General features: G+C 56.1%; 14 protein-coding genes. 4 read left to right on the forward strand and 10 right to left on the reverse strand.

Features of this window, described 5'->3' with window-relative positions:
- The first annotated feature begins 143 nt into the window (after positions 1–143).
- The gene (locus tag ACVW0C_RS13685; RefSeq protein ID WP_457385957.1) at positions 144–578 is read left to right on the forward strand and encodes a DUF29 domain-containing protein; all 435 of its coding nucleotides are present in this window, start codon (positions 144–146) and stop codon (positions 576–578) included.
- A 158-nt stretch (positions 579–736) separates the two neighbouring features.
- On the opposite strand, the gene ACVW0C_RS13690 is transcribed toward ACVW0C_RS13685, so the two are convergent.
- The 8 genes from ACVW0C_RS13690 to tnpA form a co-directional block, all read right to left on the reverse strand.
- Entirely contained in the window at positions 737–2,104 is a 1,368-nt protein-coding gene (locus ACVW0C_RS13690) for an FAD-binding oxidoreductase (RefSeq protein WP_457385959.1), read from the reverse strand.
- A 404-nt stretch (positions 2,105–2,508) separates the two neighbouring features.
- Positions 2,509–3,306, reverse strand: coding sequence for a phosphate ABC transporter ATP-binding protein PstB (gene pstB, locus ACVW0C_RS13695; protein WP_457385960.1), 798 nt, complete (start codon positions 3,304–3,306; stop codon positions 2,509–2,511).
- A 70-nt stretch (positions 3,307–3,376) separates the two neighbouring features.
- Positions 3,377–4,270: a phosphate ABC transporter permease PstA gene (gene pstA / locus ACVW0C_RS13700; protein WP_099813137.1), complete on the reverse strand. Its 894-nt coding sequence runs from the start codon at positions 4,268–4,270 to the stop codon at positions 3,377–3,379.
- Positions 4,271–4,308: 38 nt separating this feature from the next.
- Positions 4,309–5,292: a phosphate ABC transporter permease subunit PstC gene (pstC, locus tag ACVW0C_RS13705; RefSeq protein WP_414406852.1), complete on the reverse strand. Its 984-nt coding sequence runs from the start codon at positions 5,290–5,292 to the stop codon at positions 4,309–4,311.
- Between the two features lie 148 nt (positions 5,293–5,440).
- Positions 5,441–6,502, reverse strand: coding sequence for a phosphate ABC transporter substrate-binding protein PstS (gene pstS / locus ACVW0C_RS13710; protein WP_457385962.1), 1,062 nt, complete (start codon positions 6,500–6,502; stop codon positions 5,441–5,443).
- Positions 6,503–7,010: 508 nt separating this feature from the next.
- Positions 7,011–7,991, reverse strand: coding sequence for an aspartate carbamoyltransferase catalytic subunit (locus ACVW0C_RS13715; RefSeq protein WP_457385964.1), 981 nt, complete (start codon positions 7,989–7,991; stop codon positions 7,011–7,013).
- Positions 7,992–8,000: 9 nt separating this feature from the next.
- Positions 8,001–9,296, reverse strand: a complete 1,296-nt coding sequence (gene purB / locus ACVW0C_RS13720; protein ID WP_414413563.1) for an adenylosuccinate lyase — start codon at positions 9,294–9,296, stop codon at positions 8,001–8,003.
- A gap of 114 nt (positions 9,297–9,410) precedes the next feature.
- Entirely contained in the window at positions 9,411–9,851 is a 441-nt protein-coding gene (tnpA, locus tag ACVW0C_RS13725; protein WP_011432180.1) for an IS200/IS605-like element ISSoc10 family transposase, read from the reverse strand.
- Positions 9,852–9,907: 56 nt separating this feature from the next.
- Between tnpA and ACVW0C_RS13730 the strand changes: the two genes are divergently transcribed.
- The 3 genes from ACVW0C_RS13730 to ACVW0C_RS13740 all read left to right on the forward strand — a co-directional run bounded on the left by ACVW0C_RS13730 (position 9,908) and on the right by ACVW0C_RS13740 (position 12,580).
- Positions 9,908–11,152 (forward strand): RNA-guided endonuclease InsQ/TnpB family protein, encoded by a 1,245-nt coding sequence (locus ACVW0C_RS13730; RefSeq protein ID WP_457385966.1) that lies wholly within the window; start codon positions 9,908–9,910, stop codon positions 11,150–11,152.
- Between the two features lie 105 nt (positions 11,153–11,257).
- A complete protein-coding gene (locus ACVW0C_RS13735) occupies positions 11,258–11,839 on the forward strand; it encodes a Uma2 family endonuclease (protein ID WP_011430559.1) in 582 nt (193 codons plus the stop codon).
- 291 nt (positions 11,840–12,130) lie between these two features.
- Positions 12,131–12,580 carry a tetratricopeptide repeat protein gene (locus ACVW0C_RS13740; RefSeq protein WP_457385968.1) on the forward strand — a complete coding sequence of 150 codons (450 nt, stop codon included), beginning with the start codon at positions 12,131–12,133 and terminating at the stop codon, positions 12,578–12,580.
- On the opposite strand, the gene lipB is transcribed toward ACVW0C_RS13740, so the two are convergent.
- Both lipB and trxA read right to left on the reverse strand, forming a co-directional pair.
- Complete coding sequence (gene lipB / locus ACVW0C_RS13745; protein ID WP_457385969.1) at positions 12,577–13,332, reverse strand: lipoyl(octanoyl) transferase LipB; 756 nt, start codon at positions 13,330–13,332, stop codon at positions 12,577–12,579. The two genes, ACVW0C_RS13740 and lipB, sit on opposite strands and share 4 nt — an antisense overlap.
- A 13-nt stretch (positions 13,333–13,345) precedes the next feature.
- A complete protein-coding gene (trxA, locus tag ACVW0C_RS13750) occupies positions 13,346–13,666 on the reverse strand; it encodes a thioredoxin (protein WP_011433516.1) in 321 nt (106 codons plus the stop codon).
- Between the last annotated feature and the right edge of the window lie 122 nt (positions 13,667–13,788).

Genomic DNA, 13,788 nt, shown 5'->3' on the forward strand with positions numbered 1-13,788 from the left:
TACAACTCTTTGCCGCAAATCCAAAGAATGAGTCGGCATTCCTTTCTCTCCTTCCTCTTGAATACCTGTACCCTATTTTAAATTAAAAGGCTGTAGTCTGGATTTGATGATTATCGCGACTCTATTGGCAGCAGGACAAAGCTATGAGCAATCTATACTCGACAGACTTTAACTTGTGGATTGACCGAACAACCCGGCTATTGCGGGAAAGGCGCTGGCATGAAATTGACCTAACACACTTAATTGAAGAGGTTGAGAATTTGGGTAAGAGCGAACGACGAGGGATTACCAGTCAATTAACTCGCCTTCTGCTGCATCTACTCAAGTGGCAATATCAACCTCAGCGCCGTTCAGATAGCTGGCTAGATTCCATTACAGATGCGCGAACCCAAATCGGATTGGCCATAGAAGATAGCCCTAGCCTAAAAGGTTATCTGGTAGAGCAACTTGAAGAGAGTTATCAGCGGGCGCGCCAGCAAGCAGCCAGGCAAACGGGTATAGAAATCTCGACATTTCCAGATGTCTGTCCCTACTCTCCAGAGTTGGTGCTGGCAGAAGATTGGCTGCCGGAAGTTTGACAGTCCACACCACAAAGCATTTAACGGTGGACAGCATTCCCACAGTACTGACTGTAGAGCTTTGGACTGGTGTTGTCCTGCCCAGACAATCCATCAGGGATTAAACATGGGCAATACAGATAGACCAAGGCCAATTGCTGTGCTACTGTTGCTATTCCTCAAGCAGAGGCGCGCTCCTGCCAGGTGCGCATCTTGCCCGGATTAAGCAACCCATAGGGATCCACTTCTTCTTTAAAACGAATCTGGCGCGGATCCATCACTTTGCGCCCGCCGTCTTCGATGATGAAAGTGTGGGGGTTGGCAATAAATACTCCCTGCTCTTCGTGGTAGCGCATGATCTCGTTTAGACGCTCTTCGGTGGTAAAGCGGACAATTTGCAGGCCGACAGGGGTAGCTTGCCCGTTGATGCGAATCCACTCCAGGTGCATCAGCACTTCGTCGCCAAAATACTCGTACATGTGCTGCACCAGCTTCAGCTCCCGATCGGCGGGAAAAGCCGATTGTAAATAGGTAAGGCTGGGATCCACGCTGCGGCAGTGCAAAGTGGTGTGGTTCCAAGAAAATTCCCCCAGCGAGATCCCCTTGCTGGCCTCCTGGGCCGTTTTGTTGTAAACCACTTGGCCCCCATGTTCCCGGACAAGCTCCAACAGCGGCTCCAGGCTGCATTCGGCCACCATCAACAGGGCCACAGCGGATCCCTCTGGCAGATAGCCCCGCAGCGGTGCAAAGTAGCTGGGGATCGGCCAAGCGTGCAGGCTGATCATCTTCTTGATGATCCCATCCGCATCTCCCAGGGCTTGGCCAAAATGGGCACAGGGCATAAAGCCCACTTCAGGGGGAAAGGCCACCACCAGCTCCGCCCAAGGATAAGCAGGCGCCAGCGGGATCTCCACCTCAGTGATGATCCCATTGAGGCCCCAGGCATGGCTTACTTTGAATACCTCATCTCCCCGCAGCTCCAGCACCCGGGGCTCTTCCTCCAGGGTGACCACCCGCAGCCCCAAGATGTTGCCCCGATCCCGCAGTTGGCCGTAGGTCACAGAGCCAATGCCGCCGCTGCCGCCGGCAATGAACCCCCCGATGGTGGCCGTGCGATAGGTAGAAGGAGCCATGCGGATCTCCCAGCCCATCTCCCGGGTGTGTTTGTCGATGGCCATCAACTTGGCCCCCGCCTGCACCCGCGCCAAGCCCGGCTTTGCCCAAAGCACCTGGTTGAGCTTGCCCATGTCCAGGATCACACCCCCGGCCAGCGGGATACATTGGCCGTAATTACCGGTACCGGCACCGCGCACCGTAACCGGGATCCGCAGCCTGGCACAGGCCGCTGCCACCCGCATCACCTCGGCCTCATCGGCGGGGCGCACCACCACATCTCCCCGCTTGTCGCTCAGTTGTCGGCTCAGCACGGGGCTGTAGTGGTAAAAATCCAACGACAACTTGGCCACCTGAGCCGGATCAGTGATGATCTCAATACCCTCTAAGTCAGAACGCAAAGCCTGCAGCTTGTCAGGAGCGGCAACGATCATAGGTATCCGTATTTGGGTGCAACGGTTCTTCAGACTGATACATTCACGCTGAACTCTCCTGAACATGGTTCAGGAAAGAAGCGATCGCATCCTGCCTATCTCTGTTCGCGTCAGCGGGACGGAGTCCAAACAGGAAGGCGGTATCCCGCAAAGCCCTGAGGAATACCCCCCGAGCGCTTTCCCCCTTCACTTCCCGGCAACCGTTGCGGTGGACTCAAGGATCAGGGGGAAACTTGGTCTACTATATCCCTCTCAATGACTTTTGCCAAACCGCCTAAAGCTCACTAAATTCAGCAAAGTTCAGGGTTTTGGGGGTTAGAGGCATGCTCCATCATCGGCAGAAATTGCCTGCAAAAGGGTTTGCCGAGAACAGTATGGGAAGGATCCCTGTCCGGCCAGGTCGATTAGCCGAAGCGGCCCTCCACATAATCTCTTGTGGCTTGCTTGGTGGGGCTGTTGAAGATGACTTCAGTTCTGTCAAATTCAATCAGCTCGCCCACACGGTTGGATCCCACCAGCTCCACACTGAAGAAAGCCGTCATATCCGAGACGCGGCCGGCCTGCTGCATGTTGTGGGTGACGATGATGATGGTATATTCCTCCTCCAGCTCCTTCATCAGCTCCTCAATGCGGCGGGTGGAAATGGGATCCAACGCCGAACAGGGCTCATCCATCAAAATCACATCCGGCTTCACCGCTAGAGCCCGGGCAATACACAGGCGCTGCTGCTGCCCTCCCGACAGCGACTGACCATTTTCTTTCAACTTGTCTTTGACTTCATCCCAGAGGGCAGCCCGCCTCAGCGAGGTTTCCACCACCTCGTCCAAGTCCACCTTCATCCCCAGCACCCGCGGGCCGTAGGCCACGTTGTCGTAAATGCTTTTGGGGAAGGGATTGGGTTTTTGGAAGACCATGCCGATACGCCGCCGCACCGCCACCGGATCGACTTCTTTGGCGTAGAGATCCTTGCCGTGGTAGGTGAGCTTGCCCTCTACACGAGCACCGGGGATCAAATCGTTGGTGCGGTTAAAACAGCGCAGAATCGTGCTTTTGCCACAGCCGGAAGGGCCGATAAACGCAGTAATCTGTCGGGCCGGAATGTTCAGGGTGACATTTTTCACCGCCAAGTTGGATCCGTAGTAAACATTCAGGTTCTCGGTCCTGAAAACGTAAGAGGTCTGGTTAAGAGATTGAGTTTGCATGGCAGCACTCACAAAAAGAGCTAGAGTTCGACGAAGAGTTCGATTCAAGACTTTGTTGAGAATCCTCAGGCTATTTCCTGGTCTTGTACACCAAAAAGCGAGCGGTCAAGCTGGCCGCCAAAACAATGGCTAACAAAACCAAAGCGCCCGCCCAAGCCAGCTGCTGCTGCACCCTGTAGGGAATGATGGAGAAAAAGTAGACCATCACCGGCAAGGTAGCCACCGGGCCAAAGAGATCAGTAGACCAGAAATTGTTGTTGAAGGCGGTAAAGAGCAGAGGTGCAGCCTCGCCTGCCGCTCGGGCCAAAGCCAGGATTAGCCCGGTTACGATGGCCGGTGCCGCTGCCGGCAAAACAACGCGCATTGTGGTCTGAAAGCGATTTGAGCCCAGGCCAAGGGAAGCCAAGCGCATGTCGGGCGAAACCAGCAGCAACGCCTCCTCGGTGGAGCGGATGACAATCGGCAGCATCAGCACGCCAAAAGCCACCCCTCCCGAGAAAGCCGAAAAGCCGGATCCCCTCACCACCACAGCATAGGCAAACAGGCCGCAGAGAATGGCCGGTACCCCCGTGAGCACATTGCAGGAAAACTTAACCAGATAAGCCAAGCGGGTGCCGCGACCAAATTCGGACAAGTACACTGCCGCCAAGATGCCGAAGGGAAAGCTCAAAGCCGCCCCCGTAGCCAGCACCATTAAACTGCCGACAATTGCGTGACCAAAGCCCCCTTCCGCCAGGCCAGGGGCAGGGTAGCGGGTCTGGGTGAGGACATCCCAATTTATCCGCTGGATGCCTTCCTTGCCCACATCCCACAGCACCCAAGATAGGGAAGCTATGATCACCGCCACAAAGAGGCCACTCAGCAGGGTTAGGACAATGCCTGTGTAATTGCGGACAGGGGCAATGGCGGCACGAGTAATGTCGATGTCAACCTTCTCAGGGGCAAGCTGTGCTGAGTCGGACATGATAACAGTGCTCCTTTATCTTCTTTCTGCTTCCCAAGTTACTGCTCCAAGTTTTGAAACTTGCGGATGATGATCTCGGCAACAATGTTGACCAATAACGTCAGCACCATCAGCACCACGCCGGCATACATGAGAGCCGAAACCTGCAAGCGTCCTGCCTCGCCAAACTGAGAGGCAATCAAGCCAGTAATGGTGGATCCCGGCTGCATTAGGGAGATATTGATGCGGTTGGCGTTGCCGGAAAGCATGGCCGCCACCATGGTCTCTCCCAGGGCCCGCCCCAGCGCCAGCATGATCGAGCTGACAATGCCCGACAGGCCGGCAGGGATCATCACCGTTAAGATGGTCTCCCAGCGGGTTGCCCCCAAAGCCAAAGCCCCCTCTTTTAGGCTGCGTGGCAGAGATTCAAAGGTACTGCGGGTAATGGAGATGATGATGGGAGAGATCATGATCCCCAGCACCATAGCCACTATCAACAAGCTGGGCCCCCGCGGAGCCGGGCCACTCAAGAAAGGGATCCAACCCAGCGTCTGGTTGATGGCTCGAAAGATGGGCCGCACTGCTGGAATCAGCACAAAGATCCCCCACAGCCCCAGCACCACACTGGGAATGGCCACGATCAGCTCAATGGCAAAGCCAATCGGCGCCGTTACCCACTTGGGGGCAAAACCTTCCGTCAAAAAAATGGCAGTGCCAATGCCCAGAGGGATGGCAAAAATCAAAGCCACCAGAGAGGTTACCAAACTGCCATAAATCTGTGGTAGCACCCCGTAGATGTTTTCCACCGGGTTCCAGCGGGCAGTAACCAGGAAGCCCAAGCCAAACTGCTGAATCGCCGGCAGAGCCGCTTCGGTGGTTTGAAGAATCACCCAGATGAGGATAATGCCGGCAAACCCTGCCAAGGCCAGCGTCAGGCGGACAAAGCCCACATCAACAGCCCGAGACAGGCTCGCCTTTTTCTCAATGTCAACATCGATATCCGGGTTTGGTGGTGAACCATAACCCGTAGCCGCTGAAGTCATAGCCTCTCTCCCATGATCATCTTCGGTTCAAAATCTTTCCTAAAAATCCCACCGTGCAAGGTAAGCCCACCAGCCGACCGAGAAAGCCTCATCTGCCTCCTCAGCCGGCCACCAGCTCCACTCTAGTGGAGTTCAGGCTGCAACCCAGTCATCGCACCGCATTGGGGTTAACGGTGATGGCATCCAGCTCTGCAAAGATCCGCTGGATAGCCGCCTCAGGCATAGGGATGTAGTCCAGCTCCTTGGTGATGGCTTGACCCTCTGGCCCCTGGGTCCACTTCAGAGCCTCCACCAGCTTGGTCAGCTTCTGCTGATCGGGATACTCGCGGTACAGCATCACCCAGAACAAGCCCACGATTGGGTAGTCATTTGGCCCTTCAGGGTCGGGCACCAACAGCGCAAAGTCATCAGGAATGGGAGCATCCAGCGCCGAGGTAGCTGCCTCGGTGGAGAACTCAACAATGTTGCCCGCTTTGTTTTCCAAGCGAGCAGTGGTCATCTTTTCCAGCTTGGCATAGGACTGGTTCACGTAGCCAATTGCCCCTGGCTCCTGCTTGATGGTGGCGGCTACGCCCTCATTCCCTTGGGCTCCAATGCCAACAGGCCACTCGACAGAAGTACCAGCACCGGCTGTCCAATTAGGGCAGACAGTTCTGATGTGGTTGGTGAACACAAAAGTAGTCCCAGAACCATCAGAGCGGTGTACCCAGGTGATGTCCAGGGGTGGCAGCTTGTTTGCTATACCTGGGTTCTCGGCCTTGATGCGAATGTCGTCCCAGCGAGTGATCTCGCCGGTCACGATGCCGCAGTAGGTTTTCCGCTTCAGGATGAGCTCTCCGTCTTCAATGCCGGGCAGGTTATAGGCAAACTCGATGGACCCTCCCGCCAGAGGCAACTGTAGGGGCTCATAGCCGTATTTAGCTCGGAAGCTTTCCAGGCGAGCACCGGAGAAAGGCGCCTCGGAAGCGCCGAAGTCCACAGTGCCATTGATCACCTGCTCTAGGCCAGCACCACTACCGACAGACTGATAGCTGACTTGCACAGTGGGGTCTACGGTGCGGTTGTAGGCGTCAAACCAACGTTGCAGCAAAGGAGCCGCAAAGGTCGCGCCCGCCCCGGAGATTTGCACGGTTTGGGCTTGAGCCGAGGTCGCTGTTAGAAATCCTACTGTTAGAGCGGTGAGGGAGAAAGCAGAAAGCAGGGTTCGCATAGGTAATATCTGTTGCGAATCAACACTTTCAACCCTATAACCTCAAAGTTAACAGAGGGATATCTAAAGGTTAACCTTAGGTTAAGTCAAGAGAAAAATCGATATTTTTTGAGTATACTGACTCGTTTCCAAACCTCGATTTTCCATCTGGTGGTCTTGGCCAGTTTGGATTTCAGCAAAATCAGGATCCTGGAGCCCAGGATCCGCGAAAAGGTCTAGCTGCTGAACTTCTATCTCGTTTGACAACCAATCAAACGGACACAACTTGAATAAGAGCTAAGCTTAGACGGCTGCAAAAAAACTCGATCCAGATCCAAGATGTGTAAAATTTGAGACAAAGATGTTGCTCCCCTCTCGGCAAGCTTGGACATGATTTCAGCAGGGCGGGAAAAGCTCTAGCCAGAGCTTCTTCCGACTTTTGACAGAGAGAATTAGCTAGGAGATGGACTTCAACACTCCAGACGTGGGGCAGCTCTACATGTTCCCCGAGCAGAGAAAGATCTGGGCTCTAAGCTGGGATCCGCCCGCCCCCCATGAGGTACAGCAGGGCCATGCGCACCGCCACGCCGTGGGTGACCTGCTGCTCAATCAGGTTCAAGCCGGGATCCTCCATCACCTCGGAGCTGAGTTCCACACCGCGATTGACCGGGCCGGGGTGCAGAAGCTTGACATCCGGGTGGCACAGGCGCAGTCGTTGCCGCGTGAGGCCGAAGAAGCGATGGTACTCCTGCAAGCTGGGGAGAAGGAACTCGCTCATGCGCTCCTGTTGCAGGCGTAGGGTGATAACAAAACGCGCCCCTTCGAGGGCAGGCTCTAGCTGCCAATGGACAGGGAGCGTATGGCCGGGCACAAACTGGGCAAAATCCTTGGGCAACAGGGTGGGAGGGCCGGCTAAGTGAACCTCAGCTCCGGCAGCCACCAAGGCATAGATATCGGAGCGGGCCACTCGCGAGTGGAGAATATCGCCGACAATGGCAATTTTGATCCCTTGCAGCAACTCCAGGCGGGGACGCCGGGGATCCAGATGGCTGCAGAGGGTAAACAAATCCAGCAGGCCTTGAGTAGGATGCTCGTGAAGCCCATCCCCGGCATTGAGAACGCCCACAGGGGATCCACGGCGGTCGATCTCGGCAGCTAATTGTTGGGGCACTCCTGCCTGGGCATGGCGAACGATTAAGAGATCGGATCCCATGGCCAGAAAGGTGCGGGCCGTATCCAAGAGCGTCTCCCCTTTGCTCAAGGAAGAGGTGCCTGGGGAAAAGTTGAGCACATCTGCCGAAAGGCGCTTGGCCGCCAGCTCAAAACTGGTACGGGTGCGGGTGGAAGGCTCGAAGAACAGCGTCACCACCACCTTCCCCTGCAAGGTGGGCACCTTGGGCAACCGCCGCGTCAACACCTCCTGGAAACTGGCGCTGGTCTGCAAAACCATCTGGTATTCTTCGGGAGTAAAATCCGCCAAGCCCAAGACGTGCTGCCGCTGCCAAACCATAGGGGATCCTCAAATGCCCAAGCGGGCAAAGATCTCGTCCAAATGGGTTAGGTGGCGCCGCGGATCAAAACAAGCCTGCAGTTCCGCCTCGCTGAGGTGGGCCATCACTCGGGGATCCGCCAGCAGATTGGCGCGGAAATCCCCGCCGGGCTGGTTCCAGGCGCGGTGAGCATTTTCCTGCACCAGGCGGTAGGCTTCCTCGCGGCTAAGGCCCTTCTCCACCAAAGCCAGCAGCACCTGCTGGCTGAAGATGACGCCGCCGTAGAGGTTGAGATTGCGCTCCATGTTGCGAGCGTGAACCTGCAGCTGGCCCACCAGCTCCGCCATGTTGACCAACAGATAGTGGCAGAGGATGGAGGCATCCGGCAGGATGACCCGCTCTACGGAGCTGTGGGAGATGTCCCGCTCATGCCAAAGGGGAATGTTTTCTAGGGCCGAGACGGCATACCCGCGCAGGAGACGGGCCAGCCCCGTCAGTTGTTCCGCCTTGATGGGGTTGCGCTTGTGGGGCATAGCAGAGGATCCCTTTTGGCCGGGGGCAAAGTACTCCTCAGCCTCCAGTACCTCTGTTCGCTGCAGGTGGCGGATTTCAGTAGCAAAGCGCTCTAGGGAAGAGCCAATCAAAGCCAAGGTTTGCACGTATTCAGCGTGGCGATCCCGCGAGATTACCTGTGTCGAGGCTGTATCGGGCTTCAGGCCCAGGCGAGCGCAGGCCAACTGCTCCACCTGGGGAGGCACGTTGGCGTAGGTGCCCACGGCGCCAGAGATCTTGCCCACCGCCACCACTTCCCGCAGGCGAGCTAGGCGCTCTTGGTGGCGCAGGCACTCGGCCAGCCACCCTGCCAGCTTAAAGCCAAAGGTAATCGGCTCGGCGTGAACACCGTGGGTGCGGCCGATCATGAGGGTGTAGCGGTGCTGCCGAGCTTGGTCGCGGATAGCAGCGATGAGGTCGGCCAGGCGAGCTTGCAAGATCTCCACCGAGGCCACAAGCTGCACGGCCAGAGCGGTATCCAACACGTCCGAGCTGGTCAGGCCCAGGTGGATGTAGCGCCCTGCCTCGCCCACGTGCTCGTTGAGGTTGGTTAAGAAGGCAATAACATCGTGCTTCACTTCCGCCTCAATTTCCAAAACCCGCGCCGGGTCAAAGGCGGCTTTGGCTCTGATCTCCTGCAGGGCTTCTTGCGGGATCCGCCCCAGCTCCGCTTGCGCTTCACAGACAGCCAGCTCCACCTGCAGCCAGGTCTGGAGCTTGTGGGCAGTGGACCAAATCTGGCCCATTTCGGGCAGAGTGTAGCGCTCGATCAAGGTGCCTTTTCCGTCGGTACAGTAGGATGAGCTAGGCTATTTTAGCTAAACCGCCGAGAAGCCCCGCCCTCTGTCCGTAGGACGTATGGCCTACGGCCCGCTGAAGCGAACGCGCTAGCGGCGCGGAGCGCTTGGGTCGGGATGAGAGGCGGGAGTACCTTGGCTTTCAATGTACTGGCTCAATGCCGAGACTGTTACCCCACCACATGAAGCGATGAAATAAGATTCATTCCACAGCACATTTTTCCGGTATATCTTGCTGATGTAATCCGCAAACTCGCTTCTCATCCTGCGACTAGAGACGGATTTGATGTTGTTTACCAATTTGGACAGATCCACTTGCGGGTAGTACTGGAACAGCAGATGAACATGGTCTGCCTCGCCGTTGAACTCAATAAGTTTGCAACCCCACTTTTGGCAAAGGTCATACATAACTTCATGTAATCGCTGCAGCATTTCGCTGGTAAATACCTTGCGACGGTACTTGGTGGTTAAGACCAAGTGTGCCTTCAAATCAGATACAGCTCTGCCGCTGGAAACAAAATCATGCTTCATGGTCGCTAATCCTGCTGGTGCTATAATCAGTGTAGCGGTTTCTGAGTACGCTTAAGATGAGGACTGCCTATCAGTACCGCCTGCGGCCTACGCCCAGTCAAGTTGTCCTGATGGAGCAATGGCTGGAGCTGTTGCGCAAGCAGTACAACTATCGGTTGGCAGAGCGGCTTAACTGGTGGGAACAAAACCGCTGTGATATAAACGCCTGCCCCTTAATCTGTCATTTGCCTGAGCTGAAAGACAGGCCGGATGTCTACTCCCAAAAACGAGACTTGGTGAATACCAAAGCAAGGTTCCCCGAATACCAAGCAATCCATTCGCAAGTCCTGCAAAACTGCATAGAGCGGGTGCACAAAGCATTCGACCGCTGGCTGAAAGGCGACCGTAACGGCAAGAGGGCAGGAAGGCCGAGATTCAAAGGGGCGGGCCGGTATCGTTCCTTCACCTTTCCCCAGGTAAAACAGGACTGCATTCAAGGGAAGTTTATTCATCTGCCCAAAATCGGAGCAATTAAGCTGATTCAACACCGTCCGTTGCCTGACGGGTTTGTTATCAAGACTGCCACCATCACCCGTAAGGCTGATGGGTGGTATGTGACATTGAGCCTGCAAGATGCGTCCGTCCCCGAGTTTGCTCCTGAGCCTGCAACACTGGAGAACACGATAGGGATCGACATGGGGCTGGACTCCTTTTTGGTGACCGATACAGGGGAGTCCGCCCCAGTGCCCCAGTACTACCGCCGCGCCCAAAAGCGGCTGGAGAGGCTGCAGCGGTCATTATCCCGCAAGCAGAAAGGGTCAAACCGCCGCAAGAAAGCCTTAAGGCGAGTAGCTAAAGCACACCTCAAGGTGGCCAATCAGCGTAAAGATTTCCACTACAAAGTAGCCAAGAAGCTATTAAGCAAAGGGAAGCATATTGCGTATGAGGCGCTCAACACCAAAGGTATTGCGAGAACCCGACTAGCGAAATCCATCTATGACGCTGGGTGGGGGCAATTCCTGCAAATTCTCGCAGTCAAGGCTGAAAGAGCTGGGCTGAGGGCGATTGCAGTGGATCCAAGAGGCACGAGCCAAGACTGTTCTCAGTGCGGTCAAAAAGTACCGAAAACCATTCGAGACAGATGGCACTCTTGCCCGCATTGTGGACTGGAACTAGGCCGAGACCACAACGCGGCGATAAACATCAAATACAGAGCGGTGGGGCATCCCGTTCTTAAAGCTCAGGAAATGTCCTTCACAGGAGTCACTGAGAAGCCCGCACTCTTTCGCTTTAGCGGCGCGGAGCGCTTTGCGTTAGCATGAGTGCGGGAGTATGTCACCCTTTGGCGTCCCCCCTCGAGGAAAAGCCGCTGGGGGATCCCTGCGGGCTTGGCTTGCGGTGTCCAAGGAGCAGCAAGGAGTTTGCAGATGACCGTCGGAGCTGTGCCAACTCAGGGAAAAAGAGCTTGGACAGCCGAAGAATTCATGGCGTTGTCCAGGGAGGGACATCGCTACGAGATTGTTGATGGGAAGCCAATTGATATGGGAAGCGCGGGGGCACTCCATGGTTATGTCTGCAGCCTCCTATTGGCAGCTTTGACCCCCTACGTTTTGTCCAACAAGCTGGGGATCGTTTTAGATTCCAGCACTGCTTTTAAGATGAAGAGTGGAAATTGGCGCTCCCCTGACATCTCTTTTTTTGCTAAAGAACGCTTGCAGGGCATGGCTGAACTGCCCACAGGATTTTTGGAAGGCGCTCCAGATCTGGCTGTTGAAGTGCTTTCCCCCCGCAATACGGTTGAAGAAATTCATGACAAGCTGGTGGAGTACTTTGAAAATGGCAGCCGCCTGGTTTGGCTGGTTCACCCCAGCGAGCACTACGTCCTGGTGTATCGCAGCTCTCAAGAGCCTGACCGCCTCCTGAAATCGGTTGATCTTCTAGAAGGTGAAGAGGTTATTCCAGGATTTGCCCTGCCGGTGGCTCATCTATTCCAGAAGCTTTCCTTGTAACATCCCCCCGCCCTCACTCTAGCCAATAGAGCTTGGGCCTCCCAACCTTGCCATTGGGCATTCCTGCCCCGCGTCACAGAACGACTTGGCAGAGGAGTCGGTATCTCGACCCTGACTTTCCCGCCAGAGCGCGGAACTTGTAGCTCCCCGCACCCCTTGCAAGTTAAGTGCAGGGGGTTGCCCCTCTCGCCGACGGTCTATATTGAACTAGTTCGGGATCCGAAGAGGACGTCATTAGCGGTGCGGAGCACAATCAAGTGTCGATGGGGAAGGATAGCTCTGATAGGTTTCTTGGCAGCATTCCTCGCTCCTGCCCCTGCCATCTCTTTGCCTGCCTTCCCACCTCCTCCTGAGAAGACCTCGGCCCCAAACACCGCTTCCGAGTTCAACTGGCAGGGATCCCTCAAGTTGCTGCGGGGGGATCCCGTGGCTGCCCTGGCGGATCTGGATCGGGCGGTGCAGTTGGATCCCACCTATGCGCCAGCCTATGTGAACCGCAGCTACGTCTACAACCAGTTGCGCCAGCCGGAAGAAGCTCTGGCCGATGCGGAGCGGGCCATTCAGTTGGATCCGCGAATTCCAGAAGCCTACTTTAGCCGCGGGGTGGCCTATCTTCAGTTGGGGGATCGAGAAGCGGCGATGGCCGACTTTCGCCAGGCCTTGGCTCTCTTTTCCAAGAGCGGCAACTTTGCCAACCAGGCCATCCTGCAGCAACTGCTGCGCCAGTTGGGGGTGGATTAGCCTTGAGTCTTTAGAGACTTGCGTTCTCCCAACCACTCTGATAAGGAAACTTCCTGAGCTTGCAGCCCAAAGACCTGACAAAAGGACTTCACCACCACCGGGGCCACTGCCGCCATCGTTACTCGGGGACAAAACTGAACCAGGGATCCCACCGGGCGATCAGGGATCCCACAGGGCACAATCGCCTCAAAGGCCGACAGATCGGGGCAGACATTCAAGGCAAAGCCGTGGTAGGTCACCCAGCGGGAGACCTTGATGCCGATGGCCGCCACTTTGCGCCCCTCCACCCAAACCCCTGTGAGGCCAGGGATCCGCTCCCCCTGTAGGCCGAAGTGGGCCAAGGTCTGGATGACCACCTCTTCTAGCTGGCGTAGGTACTCGTGGAGATCTGGGCGGTGGCGCTTTAGGTTCAGCATCGCATAGCCCACCCACTGCCCCGGCCCATGGTAGGTCACTTCGCCGCCGCGCTCCACCCGCAGGATTTCCGGCTCTTGTTCAGAAGGAGATTCCGGGTGGATAGCCGGGGATCCTATCGGCTGAGAAAGGCTCTTGAGAAACTTGGGATCGGCTCCTGCCCCCAAGGTGTAAACCGCAGGATGGGTGAGCAGCAGTAATCCGTCCGGCAACTGGGGATCCCGGATCATATGGGCCAGTCTTGCCTGCTGCCAAGCCCAGGCAGTGCGGTAGGGCACTTCACCCGGCAGGTGAACCTGCAGAAGCGGCAGTTGCACGGGGGATCCAGAAAAGTTCACCTAGCTTACAGGTTTAGTTAACCTGCGCCCGCAACCGCTCCAACAGGGCCCGCGGCTGCAACAGCCCCTCAATGCGGTCAATCGGCTTCCCATCTTTGAAGAGGATCAGCGTTGGCACCGCTTGAATGCCCCAGCGAGCAGCGATGGTTGGGTACTTTTCGGTGTCAACCTTCACAAAAGTAACCGCATCCCCCACCTGAGGTTTTACCTGCTCCAACACTTGCGCCATAACCTGACAAGGGCCGCACCAGGAAGCATAAAAATCCACCAGGATCGGGGTTTTGGATCCCTGAATCATGTCGGCAAAACTTTTGAATTGCTGTTTGTGCGCCATAGGAAACTCCCAGAGTGTTCTGAAAAGCGTAAACTACCCGACCCTGACTGCTTCGCAGTACAGGGCGGGCTTTCGGTAGCCCTGCAGTTGGCAAGCCAACCACGAACCTCTAGGCTGGTTTA

The sequence above is a fragment of the Thermostichus sp. OS-CIW-26 genome (assembly GCF_054058395.1).